The following is a 14,166-nucleotide window of genomic DNA, read 5'->3' as shown; positions in this document are numbered from 1 at the left end:
TTTCTCACAAAATAAAAAACCAGCAAACCTCCTAAAAGAATCGGAGATTCACTGGCTTATCCATTTATATTCGTTTCTATTTCTTCCACACCTGGCGCTCAGTTTGTTGACCCACATACTCAATACGAGTCGGATTCACGTCCAAAATGACATAATCGGGATCATCCGGTCCGGAAAACCATTCCTTCAAGGAATCGTTCCACACTTGTTTGCGCAGCCCTTCATCAGCTGTAATCTGGACAGTAGCCTCCACTTCTACGACTTCCTTCGTACCGCCAACTTCATAACCCAATAGCAGATAAGCATTCGGATTGTCCTTTAGCTCATCCACTTTATGCGTTTTGCGATCCGTCGCCAGATGAATGTTCATTCCATCGTTAAAAAGGGCCATATAGCGTACTTTCGGTTTGCCACCCTCTACCGTACCTAACGAGCAAAATTTGTTGTTATCCAAAGCCTTCACAATGGCTTGTTCCAGTTGGCTGCGATCCAATGTTTCCGTTTTACCCACAGTACAACAACTCCTTTTCACGAATTAGAATTTCTACGGCCATGCCATTTGACACCAGCCCATCTGAATATACCTACGCAGCTGTTCTGAAAATAACATGACCCGATCGGTGCTGATTGATTCATGTTCATTTTCAGATCTAGCTCACAGTAAAAGTGTACCCTGTCGTTCGACAAATGAACCGTCATCTCTTCCTCAATGCTGGACAGACCTGCCTTCAAGGCATATAATCGTCGTAGTAAACCCGAATAAACGAACCCATTAAACCATACAATGCCAGGGGTGCTGGAATCGGCCGGCTGAGAGTGTGTCCCAAGACACTGACCCTTACAACCTGATCTGGGTAATGCCAGCGTAGGAATGCTTAAGCAAGATGTGCCTTTTTTTACATAGGACCATCCCTTACTTTGGTATATACAAGCGCAAGCGTCCCGGAATCTCGGGGCGCTTTTTTTTGTTGAAGATTAGGTTGTTGGAAAGATAGCGTCCGGCAGATGTTATTTTTATGAAAATGGGGAACATAAGCTGTCTGATTGGACGGATAACGGGTAATTAAAAGGAGAGAACACAACAATGAAGCGCATGAAAATGTTAAGCCTGGGACTGATCAGTCTGTGGCTTATGGCCCTGATCCTGACCGCTTGCGGCGGAAGTCCACCTACATCCCAAGAGGCGGCTCCCGCTACCGACACTCAAACGTCCACCCCGACAAAGGGGCTCAAAGATGTTAAAGTCGTGCTCGACTGGACACCAAATACGAATCATACGGGACTCTATGTTGCCAAGGATAAAGGATTTTACGAAAAAGCGGGCCTGAATGTCCAAATTGTTCAACCCGGTTCAGGCGGAGCCGATCAAATGGTTGCTTCTAATGCTGCACCTTTTGGTATCAGCTACCAAGAAGGCGTTACACAAGCTCGTACGCAGGGCGTACCGCTCGTATCCATCGCTGCGGTGATTCAGCATAATACCTCTGGCTTCGCAGCCCCGGTAGATCGCGGAATTAAAAGCCCGAAAGATTTTGAAGGTAAGAAATACGGCGGTTGGGGTTCACCCGTAGAAGAAGCGGTCATGAAATCCATCATGGATTCAGAAAAAGGCGATGTGAGCAAAGTAAAGATCGTCAACATGGGCAATGCAGACTACTTTACAGCCGTGAAGCGGGATATTGACTTTGCCTGGATTTTCTACGCTTGGACCGGGATCGAGGCTCAACTTCGGGGTGAGCCATTGGATATGCTGTATGTAAAAGATTATTCCAAAAGCCTCGATTACTATACGCCTGTGATTGTGAGCAATGAACAGACGATTAAAAATGATCCCGAGCTAGTCAAAGCGTTCATGGATGCTACGGCACAAGGCTATGAATACACCATCGCCCATCCGGAACAAGCCGCGGATATCTTAAGCAAAGCTGTGCCGGAATTGGACAAAAAATTGGTACTCGCCAGCCAAAAATGGCTAAGCCCGCGTTATCAAGACGATGCCGCGCAATGGGGCGTGCAAAAAGCGGAGGTATGGCAAAACTATTCGGACTGGATGTACGAACGCAAGTTGCTCAGTAAACCTTTGGAAGTGGATAAAGCCTTCACAAACGACTTCTTGCCCAAGCGCTGATCATTTGTTAAAACGCTAAATAAGACTGAATTAGAGAAGTGAACGAAGCGCCACTACGCAGTCGGATGGTGCTTCCCATCGCTGTTGTACCCAGATTTCTTTTATGAATTTCCAGAGGTTGAAATCTGGGTACAAAGGCGAACGCTAACGCTTGTACAGCACCATTCCGCCCACTTCGTTCTCGTTCCACTTGGTTATTCTTTAGTGTCATAGTATCTAAAGCGCAAAAACAGATGCGCTTGTGTGTAAAAATGCCACACAACCTATCAAAAACTAAGATGCCTTTAAGGCGGTTGGCAGCGTAGCGGTTCATTTGAATCTGGAGAAGCGAAGCGTTCGCCTTTGCCGTTGGATTCTTACCTTTAAAATTTAATTCAAAGAATCCCACGGCAACAGCGATCGTAAGATCAAATGAAACGCGAAGCGGTCTCCCCGCCTTAAACCACCATATTTTTTTAATAACAATCAAAATAAAGGACAGGTGAATTCGCATGGCTAACACACTGCTCAGTATTCAAGTAATCCCTAAAACTCCTAATAACGAGGACTCTTACCCTTATGTAGATAAGGCGATTGAGGTCATTCAGCGTTCCGGCGTCAAGCATCAGGTGAACCCATTGGATACGACTATGGAGGGCGAGCTGGACGAGCTGCTGAAAGTGGTTAAAGAAATGCACGAGGCCTTGACGGAAGCTGGCAGTCCCAGCGTTATTTCCCAGATCAAAATCGCACATAACCCACAGGGTATCAGCATGAACAAGCTGACTGAGAAATATCGCCCATGAATTCGAAAGGCAAGAACGCATCCTGGTGGAAAAGCGTATGGCCGCCCCTTGTGGCGGTCCTCTTCTTTTTGGCGGCCTGGCAGGGAGCGGTTTCCTATTTTCATGTTGAATCCTGGCTGCTGCCGGCCCCATCTCTGATCGTGCAGGAAGGATTGGCTCAGTCAGCTCTGCTCAGCGCCCATACTTGGGCCACGATTCGCCTGACACTTGCGGGATTCGCTATAGGGACAGCAACGGGACTGTTGATCGCTATTATTCTTCATACTATCCCTTTTCTCAAGTCAGCTCTGTATCCGCTGCTTATCCTTAGTCAAAACATTCCGATCATCGCCCTCGGTCCGTTGCTCATGGTGTGGTTTGGTTTTGGGGTGCTGCCCAAGCTTATGGTCATTACCTTAGTATGCTTTTTCCCCGTGGCTGTAGCGGCCATGGACGGGCTGACACGGACGGACCGTATGATGATGAACTATATGCGGATGTCGGGTGCAGGCCGCATGGCCATTTTTATGAAGCTGGAATTTCCACATTCCCTGCCACAAGTATTCTCTGGTATCAAAATTGCTGCTACCTACAGTGTGATGGGCGCGATCATTGCCGAATGGATCGGAGCAAGTGAAGGAATTGGATATTATATGTTGCTGCAAAAATCGGCCTATCGCACGGATCTAATTTTTGCCGCCATCGGCATCATTGTTGCACTTAGCTTACTCATGTTTGTGGTTATTTTACTGCTCGAGAAATGGCTGGTTCGCTGGAAACCGGATCAAGAATAGCTTCCACATTGAATGAAAACATCAAAGAAAGGACGTGGCGCGTATGAGTCTGCATCCGACTGACTTATCATCACACAACGTGGCTTATGAACAACGAGCCGGGGAACAGCAGAAGCCTTCAACTGCTCCTCCTGCTTTGGAATTGGACGGGATCAGCCTCGCCTTCCGCGAAAAACGAAGCTCACTGCCTGTACTGCAGGATGTATCCCTGACCGTCAAGTCGGGAGAATTCGTCTCCCTCATCGGTCCGTCAGGCAGCGGCAAAAGCACGCTGTTTCACATCATCGGCGGGCTGCTCAAGCCGCAGCAGGGACGTATCCGTATGCACGGACGGGACATGACTGGTGAACGCGGGCATATTAGCTATATGCCGCAGCAGCCCGCCCTTTTCCCGTGGCGCACCACGCTGGACAACGTGCTGCTCGGGCAAGAAAATGCACCACGTAAAGATACAGCAGCACACCCTCAATACGCCAGTGAACGCGAATGTCGCAAAGAAGCCTTGCAATGGCTCGAGCAGGTTGGACTAGGCAAATTCGCGAAAGCGTATCCGCATACGCTATCTGGTGGAATGCAACAGCGTGCGGCCTTTCTTCGCGCACTGCTCAGCCCGCAGGAATTAATGCTGCTGGATGAGCCGTTCAGTGCACTTGATGCGCTGACACGTGCAGACATGCAGCAATGGTTATTACGGATGTGGGAGAAGAACCGCCGCTCTGTGCTGTTCATCACCCACAGCATTGAAGAAGCGCTGCTGCTCTCCGACCGCATCTATGTGCTGTCGGCGCGACCTGCTTCGGTGATGCATGTCGTAAATGTTCCCTTTCCCCGCCCGCGCAGGGAAGAAATCGCCCTCGATCCGCGCTTTATTGAATGGAAGCGGACCATGACCAGCTGGATGCGCGAGGAAAAGCACAAACTGGACGGCGAGGTCGACACCGCTGAAAGCGTGCGTAAAAACACCTCAGACGATGGAGTAAATCGTGATGAATGATGTGAATATTCTGTCTGCATTGAAATTGAACGCGGAAGCAACCGCTCCATTGATCGACGCGCACATTCATGTAGACAGCTACCCGCCTGAACAACAGGAGCTATTGCTCGCTTCGCTTGCCGATAGCAGCGTCGAAGCCGTGATCGCCGTGTCAATGCATCTTGAATCCAGCCGAGCCAATCTGCGCTTAGCTGAGCGTCACCCCGGGCTGGTACGATCGGCCTTCGGCTTTCATCCCGAACAGGCTCTTCCACCACAAGCTGAGCTTGACCTCTTGTTCGACTGGATGGACGAACATGTACAGCAGATGATCGCCGTGGGTGAAGTCGGTTTGCCCTATTACAATCGGCTGGAAGCCTCACAGAGCGGAACTCCTTTTGACCTCGCTCCCTACATAGCACTACTGGAGCGTTTTATCCAGTTTGCGTGCGAGCATAACAAGCCCATTGTCCTGCACGCCGTTTATGAGGACGCCGATACTGCTTGCGACCTTCTGGAACGTCACGGCGTCACACAGGCGCATTTCCATTGGTTCAAAGGCTCTGCCGCCACGACCGAGCGCATGGCCCGGAACGGATATTATGTCTCGTTCACGCCGGATCTCCTGTACGAAGAAGAAATCCGCAGTTTGGCAAGACAGTATCCGTCTGATCAGATCATGGCAGAGACAGACGGCCCCTGGTCGTTCGAGGGACCTTTTACCGGACAACAGACACATCCACGGATGACTGCCGACGTCATTCGCGCGTATAGCAAGCTGACAAATCAAGATGAATCTGCCGTACGTCAATTATTTTATGAAAATACGAGACGCTTCTTCTCACTATTTGATTGATAAAGGCATATAGGCTATTTACTGAAAGGTTACAACCACAAATTGTAGCAAAAGCAAAGAACCTCCTTTATTTACGCGGGACTCCATCATGCGTAAAAAGGAGGTTCTTGTATTTCTCAAGTAGCGTATGGCTTCATGCCACTTGTATAGTTGCTGAGTTATTTTTATCGCTGTTCCACTCTTATTGCTTCAAAAAACCCTTCTGTTCCAAAAACGGCTTCATCTGCAAACGTGCGGGCTCGGTCAATCTTGCCGCCATTTGCTCGGACCAAGGGGTGGAGCGTTGTCCCCCTGTACGTTCCTTCAAATATTCAGACGATGTGTGATCATATAGCTCCACGGCTTTCATCGTTTGATTTTTGTCGTAACCGTTCATATGCAAAACACCGGACAGTGGAAGACGTGGGCGTATGCCCCCTTCCTGATCCGGGACACCAATACACATACCAAACACTGGATATACCAGTTCAGGTAACCCTAACAGCTCGGATACCTCTGCTATTTTAGTACGAATGCCCCCGATATAGACGATGCCCAAGCCGAGTGATTCAGCGGCTATCGCTGCATTTTGTGCAGCTAACGCGGCATCAATGGTCGCAACCGTATAATTTTCGACGGACCCTTCATAGGAAGGCTGACCTGGCTGATGATGGATCGTGACCTGCTTCAAACGATACAGGTCTGCGCACCATACCAGAAACGCCGGGCATTGTTCAACGTAAGCCTGCCCCCCCGCCAACTCGGCCAGCTTTGTTTTCAAAGAAGGCTCTGTAACAGCGATAACGGTATATGCCTGCACATTGCTGGACGAGGAAGCCATTTGGCCAGCTGCCACAATAGCTGCGAGCTGCTCGTCGGTAACGGCGTCTGACTTGAATTTTCGCATAGACCGGTGATTCATCAACAAGGAAATCGTATCATTCATGACTGCCTCACTCCTAATCCATAATATAAACTCTTTATCTGCGTCAAGCTGTGAGTGTACGAAGAAGTTATTGCATGCTTGCATGGCACTCTACAAATATTATGAAACTTTCACGAATGATAAGCAACCTAACGCGAGAAGGTCGACAGCATGGGTTAAAACAACTGAAACACAACAAAAAAGCAAGCACGCAGAAAACCAAAATTGTGCGTACTTGCTCTAATAAAAACTTTATCTCGCTGCAAAGGTCCGACAGCAGGAGTCCTGCCTAATACATCAATACATTTACAGTTTCACCCGCTGCAGACGCAGCGCATTCAGCACGACCGAAACAGAGCTAAACGCCATAGCCGCTCCCGCCAACCATGGGGCAAGGAAGCCCAAAGCGGCAATCGGAATGCCGATCACGTTATACCCGAGCGCCCAAAACAGATTTTGCCGTATATTAGTCATGGTCCGGTGGCTCATTTCGATCGCGTCAGGAATGCTGTTCAGGTTACCGCGCATGAGGGTAATATCGGCAGCCTCCATTGCCACATCCGTTCCCGTACCCATCGCCATCCCAATATTAGCAGTAGCCAGCGCAGGTGCATCGTTAATACCATCCCCGACCATGGCTACGATCAACCCCTGTTCCTGAAGTCGTTTCACTTCTTCAGCCTTGCCTTCAGGCAGCACCTCCGCCAGCACCCGTTCAATTCCGGCCTCGGCGGCAACGGCCCGCGCGGTTCGTTCATTGTCACCCGTAATCATGATGACTTCAATGTTCATCGCTCGCAGACGGGCAACTGCCTCACGTGACGTTTCTTTAATCGTATCCGCTACGGCCACTAGTCCGGCATAGGTGCCATTTACAGCAACAAGCATCGCTGTTTTCCCTGCGCTTTCCAGTTCATTCATATGTTGCTCGGCAGAGTCATCTATCGCGATGCCTTCCCTGCTCATCAATCGGCGTGTACCCGCCAATACCTGCTTGCCATCCACATGAGCCTTCACACCATAACCCGGAATATTTTCAAAATCCGTCGGCCCTACCAGCTCAATGCCTCGATCTGCAATCCCCTTTACAATGGCTTCCGCCAGCGGATGCTCCGAGCTTTTTTCTGCCGCACCCAACAAACGCAGCAAATCCGTTTCAGCCAAGCTGCTTGCTCCAACAATAACATCCGTAAGCTCTGGCTTGCCGTTCGTAACCGTACCTGTCTTATCCAATACAACTGCGTTGACCGAACGGGTCATTTCTAAATGCTCGCCGCCCTTGAACAAAATACCGTATTCAGCGGCCCGTCCTGATCCTGCCATGATGGACGTTGGGGTAGCCAATCCCAGCGCACAAGGACAAGCAATGACGAGAACTGCAATCATTTTCTCCAGTGAGCCTGCAAAATCAGTTGGTGTCACAAGGAAAAACCAGACGATAAAGGCCAACACAGCGACAGCAACAACAATGGGAACAAAAATACCAGAAATCTGATCGGCAATCCGTTGAATCGGTGCCTTGGAATTCTGCGCATCTTCCACGACCTTGATAATACGGGCTAATGCCGTATCACCACCCACACGCTCAGCCTGGATACGAAGTACCCCATTTTTATTGAGCGTAGCCCCTGTAACTGCAGAACCCGCTTCTTTTTCAACCGGAAGACTCTCACCACTTAGCATGGATTCGTCCACTGCCGAACGTCCGTCCACGACCACTCCATCGACGGGGATTTTCTCGCCCGGACGTACAATAAAGATATCCTTCACACGTACCTGTTCGATCGGTACATCAAGCTCTTGTCCATCACGTACCACACGTGCCGTCGTCGCCTGTAGACTCATCAGGCTCTTGATCGCCTCGGACGAACGTCCTTTGGCTACCGCTTCGAACCATTTACCGACCAAAATAAGCGTAATTAGCACCGCGCTTGTCTCGTAATACAGCTCAGGCATGGTCATGACAGGCGTTCCCGCCATCCCCCTCATGCCCTCCATGACATCAGACGGACGCAGAGTAAGGTACAAGCTGTAAAAATAAGCCGCAGACGTACCCAGTGCAACTAACACATCCATATTCGAGCTGCCATTGCGAAGCGCTTTGTACGCGCCCACATAAAACTGCCATCCGATGACGAACTGAATCGGTGTTGTCAGCACAAGCTGGAACCACGGATTCAAAAACAGTTCCGGCACATAAATCCATGACGTAAAGGAAAAATGAGCCACCATCGCCCACAACAACGGAAACGATAGCACTGCGGACACAATCCACTTCCATTTTTTACGATGGATATCCTTACTGCGGACATCCGCGATATTGTCCTCAGCGCTCTGCGGGATCGCTCCGTAGCCCAGCTGCTCAATCTTGCTCACCAGATCACCGACCGCAATACTCCCTGCCGCATATTCCACATGAGCCGTTTCCATTGCCAGATTTACCGTAGCGCCTGTCACACCCGGCATCCGGTTCAATCCCTTTTCAATTCGGGTTGCACAAGCCGCGCAGGTCATGCCCGTCACATTCAGATTTGCTTCTTCGCTCACGGTTCCAAAACCAAGAGAAGCAATTTTATCGCGAAACTCAGGGATCTCCACCTGCTTGGGATCATAGGATATTGACGCCTGCTCCAAAGCCAAATTCACATTAGCCTGTGCCACACCATCTATTCGATTTAAACCTTTCTCAATACGGCTTGCGCAGGCGGCGCAGGACATCCCCGTAATGTGAAGCGTTGTCTGCTTGTCACCGTCGGTCGCACGGTTTTCCATGGTAACCCTCCTCCTATACCCCAGTGGGGTATATCATATCCAAAAAGAAAAAGCTTCTAATATGGAAGCTTCTCCTTCGAAACAAATCTTTTCACACATAAAACATCTTCAGGCTTAAACAACATCATAGCCTTGGTCTTCAATGGCTGTTTTCAGAGCTTCAACGTTCAGCTTGGACTCGTCATATTCTACATTCACTTGTTTCGTTTCGAGGCTGACCTTGCCGATAGCGCCAACTTTCTCCAAAGCCCCTTCTACTGCTTTCACGCAATGATTGCAGCTCATGCCTTCTACGTTCAATGTAACTTGTGCCATTTTCTTTTCCTCCTCAGGGGTACTTAAATACCCATAATGTGTATGAATACTACTCTTAACGGATTAGCTTCTTGACCGTAACCAGCAGCTCGTCAATCACTTCCTGCTCTCCCGCCTGCATGCGCTCAATGACACAGCTTTTCATATGCCCTTCCAGCAGCAGCTTGCCGACACCATTCAGGGCGGACTGGACAGCCGCAATCTGGTTCAGTACATCGTCACAGTAGGTATCCTTCTCGATCAAGCCCTTAATTCCGCGAACCTGACCTTCAATACGATTCAACCGGGATACGAGACTGTTCTTGAATTCTGCCGAATGATGACTTTTTCTAACTGTCTTTTCCCCATCTGTTCCACAGTGATTCTCATGGACTTCAGTGTGGGAAACAGGTTGCTCCTCAGCCATACATCAGCCTCCTGTGTTGTGTATATGCATTCATGCATTTGTTATATCCCTATCATAATATACCCCCATGGGGTATGTCAACATTACATGAAAATGTCACTTTTTTGCCTTTAAATCGATGCCTGCGTGGGCTTTTGAATCTGATGTGCCCGTAATGGCAGAATCACCGCCATCTTTTTTACCATCGTCCGTTTGGGTTAGCACTTTTCCCTGATTCAACTTCTCAAAATACGGCTCCAGCTTGGCAGATATATGATCGTATTCACGCTGTTCCTCTGCGCTTAAGCGCTCCTTGTGGAGTGCGCCGTTTTCATCCGTCATTTTCAGATTATAGGCCCCGAGTTCTCTCAATAACCCCATAAAAACAGTGAACTCCTCTTTCGTTAAATGTCCCTGCGCCTGTTGCAACTTGGATTCTAATCTATTATATTCCTCTGGCGATCCCCCCATTTCAATTAGCTTTTCCTGTGAACCATACATTGTATCCGCCAAGTAAGTGTAAGCAGCAAAGGCACCTGTCGGAATCAGTAATACCGCTGCTAGAAGAGTTATCACAATATACTTTTTCATCGGTTTAGATCCTCCTTTTTCAATCCGTTCAATTTGACTCATAATGTTTTCTTTTAATTCAGCCGGAGCCAATACGTGGTTATCATCCTGCTGCATCACCCTACGTAGTTCTTGCTCAAGCTTCATGTATCTTCTCCACCTTTCCGATTAGAAAATGTTCCTGCTGCTCTTTCGAACGAAGCTTTTGCAAAGCCGCGTGAATTCGTGATTTCACCGTGCCTAATGGTATCTCTAAAATGTTGGAGATTTCCTCTTGGGAATATTCCTGCAAATAGTGCAACACAATGACCTGTTTAAGCTTGAATGAAAGCTGCTGAACAGCATATAACAACGCATGATTTGATACCTTGCTCACAATTTCTTCAGAAAAATCATGAGATGTATGAAGTTCGAGCCTTTTTGCTCTGCTTGTGATTCGTAGCCTCATCCATTGTTTTCTCCGGTAAGCCCGGATCTGACGCATAACGACTCCCATTAGCCAAGGCTGAAAAGGACGTCTTTCGTCAAATTGCTCAAGTGATTTATATACATGAATATAAATTTCCTGCACCACATCATCAGCATCCACTTTCTCTTCCAACAGAAAATACACCGTTCTATAGACTGTATGGATTGTTTGATCATACAGTTCCCTGTAAGCTTCACGACTACCAGCCAGCGTTTCCGTAACAAGAGCAATCATCAAATCATCCTTTGTCAAATTTGCCCACCTCCTTGCGTTGTCCAATCCTGATCTCCCCCTTTCTTTCATCTCACACTATATATTGGCAGGAAACCGAAATATCGTTCGATTCTGTCTCAACAACAGGAAAATAGTCTCCGCATAATCATTCTTTAGCAGGACTACTCTTTTGGTAATATATTGATATAATATTAAAGTACAATTCCCACTTGGCTTGTATATCTATCCAAACGAGCAATAATAACAAATCATACATCGAAGGAGCTTATTAGAAGTCAATGAAAATAAAGATTACACCCTTGTTACGGCTTATCCAAGGCCTGTTGTGGTTTAAAATCCTTGTAATCATTATCGCTGGATGTATATTTATTTCAGCTCAACCGACAGGTGGAGAGTCGCGGTTAATCCATATGGCCTCCCGCACGCTATCCATCACACATCCACTTGAAGGTTCTACCGCTCATATGGTCGGATTTGTATTCGGAAAATTGTTCTTTCGATTACTTCCTACAATAATGATCCTGCTGTTTATTGCGACAAAAAAGTATAAACTTACCCTTACTTTACTGCTTTTCGTATCCATTTTTGGTTTAAACATCAACGGAATAGACCCTTTCTTTCCCGTTCATATCTGCATGCTTATTTCAATTCTGGTGCACAAACCATCTCGTATGTACTTAAAACAGACACCTTTCCCCGTAAAGGAAACCGGAGATCTCGAATGCAGAACATTAGAAAAAACTCCCATGGACTGAAATGGTTCACGTATCAGTCCATGGGAGTTTTTCAGTTCAAGTTCGCCTTATTTCAAGCCTTCGCGCGCGTTTCCTTAGCAAGTACGATAAAGCTTAGCAACGCACCAACCTCCGCTATAGCTATAACGACCGCCATCGGTACGGGGGTTGTTCCACTACCCAAGCCCACCAACGGTGAAGCGATGGAGCCCAGCAATAGTGGCAGCAAGCCAAGCATGGCGGACGCACTACCGGCGGAACGCTGTTGGCTCTGCATTGCCAATGAAGTCGTCGTTGTACTCACAATCCCTACGCAGGAAACGACAAAAAACAGGGGAACTAAAACAGCTGACAATTGGCCTCCGGTAAAGGCTACAGTAAGCAAGCTAATCCCGGCTACAGCCGCAATCACCAGACCCGACAAGAGCAACTGTCGTTCGCTGAAGCGCCCCACGAGTCTACCCGTCAGCTGGGAAAACAGCACAATTCCCAAACCATTCACCGCAAAAATGATGCTATACGTTTGAGGGGAAACCCCGAAAATATCCTGAAGCACGAATGGCGAGCCAGCAATGTACGCGAACATCGCCCCTGTAATCAGCGCCTGTGAGAAGGCATAGCCCATAAAGCGTCGATCGGCAAACAAATGACCGAGTGTTCCTAGCGTCTGCTTTAAGCCACCGGATGAGCGGCGGTTAGCTGGCAACGTTTCTGGCAAACCCAACACGACGGCAATCAGCATAGCCACGCCGACTACACAAAGCACCATGAACACACCGCGCCAGGAAACAAAGTTCAAAATTACTCCGCCCAGCACAGGTGCAGCAATGGGAGCCACGCCGTTCACCAGCATGAGCAGTGAGAAAAAGCGCGTCAACTCTTTCCCCGAGTATAGATCACGCGCCACAGCTCTGGAAATCACGATCCCCGCCGACCCCGTAAGCCCTTGAATAAAGCGAAGCGCAATGAGCATACCGATATTCGGCGCAAACACGCATAGCAGCGAAGCAGCAGCGTACAAAATCAGCGAGATCACCAACGGTCCTCTGCGACCCCTTACATCGCTAAGCGGACCAGCAACGATCTGACCAACTGCCAGACCCAACAGGCAGGCGGTCAAACTAAGCTGCGCCAACGAAGTAGTCGTATGCAAATTGTCAGCTAATGTAGGCAGTGATGGCAAATACATATCTATGGACAAGGGTCCGAAAGCACTCAAAGCACCCAGGACAAAGGCAATCCATAATATTCTCGATTTGGTCATATCTGCGGCAACCATTACAGTATTGGATAACCGGTTCATAGTAATAATCATCCTTTTCACAAAAATATAAATAATTACTTCAATATATTATGATATCATTCATTTCGCCCTGCTTCGAATAATTACACGCTAATCCGCAATTTTTTTTGAAAACTGCTATATATCAGGCAGGAATTTACCAATTTCAGGTCGAATCATACTGTAACCAAAACAAAAAATTTGTGGAATCTGGAGAATAATAATGGTCTATGATGGAGTGCTACTGGGTCTCATTGTAGGTCTGTTCAGAGGAGGCTGGCGGCAAGGTCTGATCCGTTTCAGTCAAATTCGCCTCATAGCCGGCTGGATGTTCCCCGTGCTGTTGCTGGTGCAGTTCATTATTTATTATGCTCAGGAAAAGTGGGCTTGGCTGGCATCCATTAACGGGTATCTATTTATGGGAGTCTACGTGGTTGGATTAATATTTCTCTGGTTGAACAGACACCATAAGGGATTCAAGCTTATTTTAATCGGCGTATTGATGAATTTTATTGTTATGGCGGTGAATGGCGGCAGGATGCCGGTCTCGTTGAGTGCTTCGGAGGTGCTGGGTCCCTATTATACAGATATGCTTAAATCCGGAAGTGTCATCTCGAAACATTACATGATGGATGCGAGCACGCGTTTATCATTGCTTGGTGACATCATTCCCCTCTCCAAGCCCTATCCCCGCACGCAGGTGATTAGTATTGGAGATGTCGTCATGAACTTCGGGATGTTTCTGTTTATCCAAAATGTTATGGTCGTGAAAAGAAAGAAGGATAATCAGCAAGAAATCAATCCCCGCCACGCCTAGTGCGTACCTTATTCCAAGGAAGGGAGGGAATCCTATGAAAAACTTGAAATACTCCCGTGTGATTATCAATGCTATTATCGTTGCTTCTGTCGTAATCGCTTTGACTTCCGGTTACAAAATCGGGGGCTAGTCACCGATAAGAAAAAAGGAAGCACAGGCTTAACAAAAC

The 14,166-nt window shown here is 48.0% G+C and carries 16 protein-coding genes and 1 riboswitch; of the genes, 7 read left to right on the top strand and 9 right to left on the bottom strand.

Annotated features, from left to right (window positions below; translation table 11 throughout):
* Positions 1-76: 76 nt before the first annotated feature.
* Positions 77-511, bottom strand: coding sequence for a pyridoxamine 5'-phosphate oxidase family protein (locus AC6EJC_RS20985; RefSeq protein WP_134904078.1), 435 nt, complete (start codon positions 509-511; stop codon positions 77-79).
* A gap of 268 nt (positions 512-779) precedes the next feature.
* Positions 780-889: riboswitch (TPP riboswitch) on the top strand.
* 195 nt (positions 890-1,084) lie between these two features.
* Here AC6EJC_RS20985 and AC6EJC_RS20980 point away from each other — a divergent pair.
* Positions 1,085-2,128 (top strand): ABC transporter substrate-binding protein, encoded by a 1,044-nt coding sequence (locus AC6EJC_RS20980; protein ID WP_444955635.1) that lies wholly within the window; start codon positions 1,085-1,087, stop codon positions 2,126-2,128.
* Between the two features lie 7 nt (positions 2,129-2,135).
* Here AC6EJC_RS20980 and AC6EJC_RS20975 read toward each other — a convergent pair whose 3' ends face one another.
* Entirely contained in the window at positions 2,136-2,621 is a 486-nt protein-coding gene (locus tag AC6EJC_RS20975; RefSeq protein WP_444955634.1) for a hypothetical protein, read from the bottom strand.
* Between AC6EJC_RS20975 and AC6EJC_RS20970 the strand changes: the two genes are divergently transcribed.
* Genes AC6EJC_RS20970 through AC6EJC_RS20955 form a run of 4 tightly spaced genes read left to right on the top strand, consistent with a single transcriptional unit; the run spans position 2,620 to position 5,515 of the window.
* Entirely contained in the window at positions 2,620-2,913 is a 294-nt protein-coding gene (locus AC6EJC_RS20970) for an MTH1187 family thiamine-binding protein (protein WP_016818835.1), read from the top strand. The genes AC6EJC_RS20975 and AC6EJC_RS20970 overlap by 2 nt on opposite strands.
* The gene (locus AC6EJC_RS20965; RefSeq protein WP_444955633.1) at positions 2,910-3,686 is read left to right on the top strand and encodes an ABC transporter permease; all 777 of its coding nucleotides are present in this window, start codon (positions 2,910-2,912) and stop codon (positions 3,684-3,686) included. The genes AC6EJC_RS20970 and AC6EJC_RS20965 overlap by 4 nt, the downstream gene beginning before the upstream one ends.
* Before the next feature lie 43 nt (positions 3,687-3,729).
* Positions 3,730-4,680, top strand: coding sequence for an ABC transporter ATP-binding protein (locus AC6EJC_RS20960; RefSeq protein WP_444955632.1), 951 nt, complete (start codon positions 3,730-3,732; stop codon positions 4,678-4,680).
* The gene (locus tag AC6EJC_RS20955) at positions 4,673-5,515 is read left to right on the top strand and encodes a TatD family hydrolase (protein ID WP_444955631.1); all 843 of its coding nucleotides are present in this window, start codon (positions 4,673-4,675) and stop codon (positions 5,513-5,515) included. The genes AC6EJC_RS20960 and AC6EJC_RS20955 overlap by 8 nt, the downstream gene beginning before the upstream one ends.
* Before the next feature lie 181 nt (positions 5,516-5,696).
* On the opposite strand, the gene nfsA is transcribed toward AC6EJC_RS20955, so the two are convergent.
* From nfsA to AC6EJC_RS20925, 6 genes are all read right to left on the bottom strand, one after another.
* Positions 5,697-6,440, bottom strand: coding sequence for an oxygen-insensitive NADPH nitroreductase (nfsA, locus tag AC6EJC_RS20950; protein ID WP_444955630.1), 744 nt, complete (start codon positions 6,438-6,440; stop codon positions 5,697-5,699).
* A gap of 285 nt (positions 6,441-6,725) precedes the next feature.
* Positions 6,726-9,191 (bottom strand): heavy metal translocating P-type ATPase, encoded by a 2,466-nt coding sequence (locus AC6EJC_RS20945; protein ID WP_444955629.1) that lies wholly within the window; start codon positions 9,189-9,191, stop codon positions 6,726-6,728.
* 114 nt (positions 9,192-9,305) lie between these two features.
* On the bottom strand, positions 9,306-9,506 hold the full coding sequence (locus AC6EJC_RS20940) for a copper ion binding protein (protein ID WP_254326865.1): 201 nt from the start codon (positions 9,504-9,506) through the stop codon (positions 9,306-9,308).
* A gap of 55 nt (positions 9,507-9,561) precedes the next feature.
* Complete coding sequence (locus AC6EJC_RS20935; RefSeq protein WP_013308456.1) at positions 9,562-9,912, bottom strand: metal-sensitive transcriptional regulator; 351 nt, start codon at positions 9,910-9,912, stop codon at positions 9,562-9,564.
* Between the two features lie 96 nt (positions 9,913-10,008).
* Entirely contained in the window at positions 10,009-10,608 is a 600-nt protein-coding gene (locus AC6EJC_RS20930) for a DUF3600 domain-containing protein (RefSeq protein WP_444955628.1), read from the bottom strand.
* Complete coding sequence (locus tag AC6EJC_RS20925) at positions 10,598-11,164, bottom strand: sigma-70 family RNA polymerase sigma factor (RefSeq protein ID WP_444955672.1); 567 nt, start codon at positions 11,162-11,164, stop codon at positions 10,598-10,600. Before AC6EJC_RS20925 ends, AC6EJC_RS20930 begins: the two co-directional genes overlap by 11 nt.
* A gap of 278 nt (positions 11,165-11,442) precedes the next feature.
* Here AC6EJC_RS20925 and AC6EJC_RS20920 point away from each other — a divergent pair, with 278 nt between their 5' ends.
* Complete coding sequence (locus AC6EJC_RS20920; RefSeq protein WP_444955627.1) at positions 11,443-11,919, top strand: hypothetical protein; 477 nt, start codon at positions 11,443-11,445, stop codon at positions 11,917-11,919.
* Between the two features lie 52 nt (positions 11,920-11,971).
* Here AC6EJC_RS20920 and AC6EJC_RS20915 read toward each other — a convergent pair whose 3' ends face one another.
* A complete protein-coding gene (locus AC6EJC_RS20915) occupies positions 11,972-13,201 on the bottom strand; it encodes a multidrug effflux MFS transporter (protein ID WP_444955626.1) in 1,230 nt (409 codons plus the stop codon).
* 202 nt (positions 13,202-13,403) lie between these two features.
* Here AC6EJC_RS20915 and AC6EJC_RS20910 point away from each other — a divergent pair, with 202 nt between their 5' ends.
* On the top strand, positions 13,404-13,997 hold the full coding sequence (locus AC6EJC_RS20910; RefSeq protein WP_444955625.1) for a DUF5317 domain-containing protein: 594 nt from the start codon (positions 13,404-13,406) through the stop codon (positions 13,995-13,997).
* Positions 13,998-14,166 lie beyond the last annotated feature (169 nt).

The organism is Paenibacillus sp. TY11 (assembly GCF_059772165.1).
This window is presented reverse-complemented; position numbering and strand designations above follow the sequence as displayed.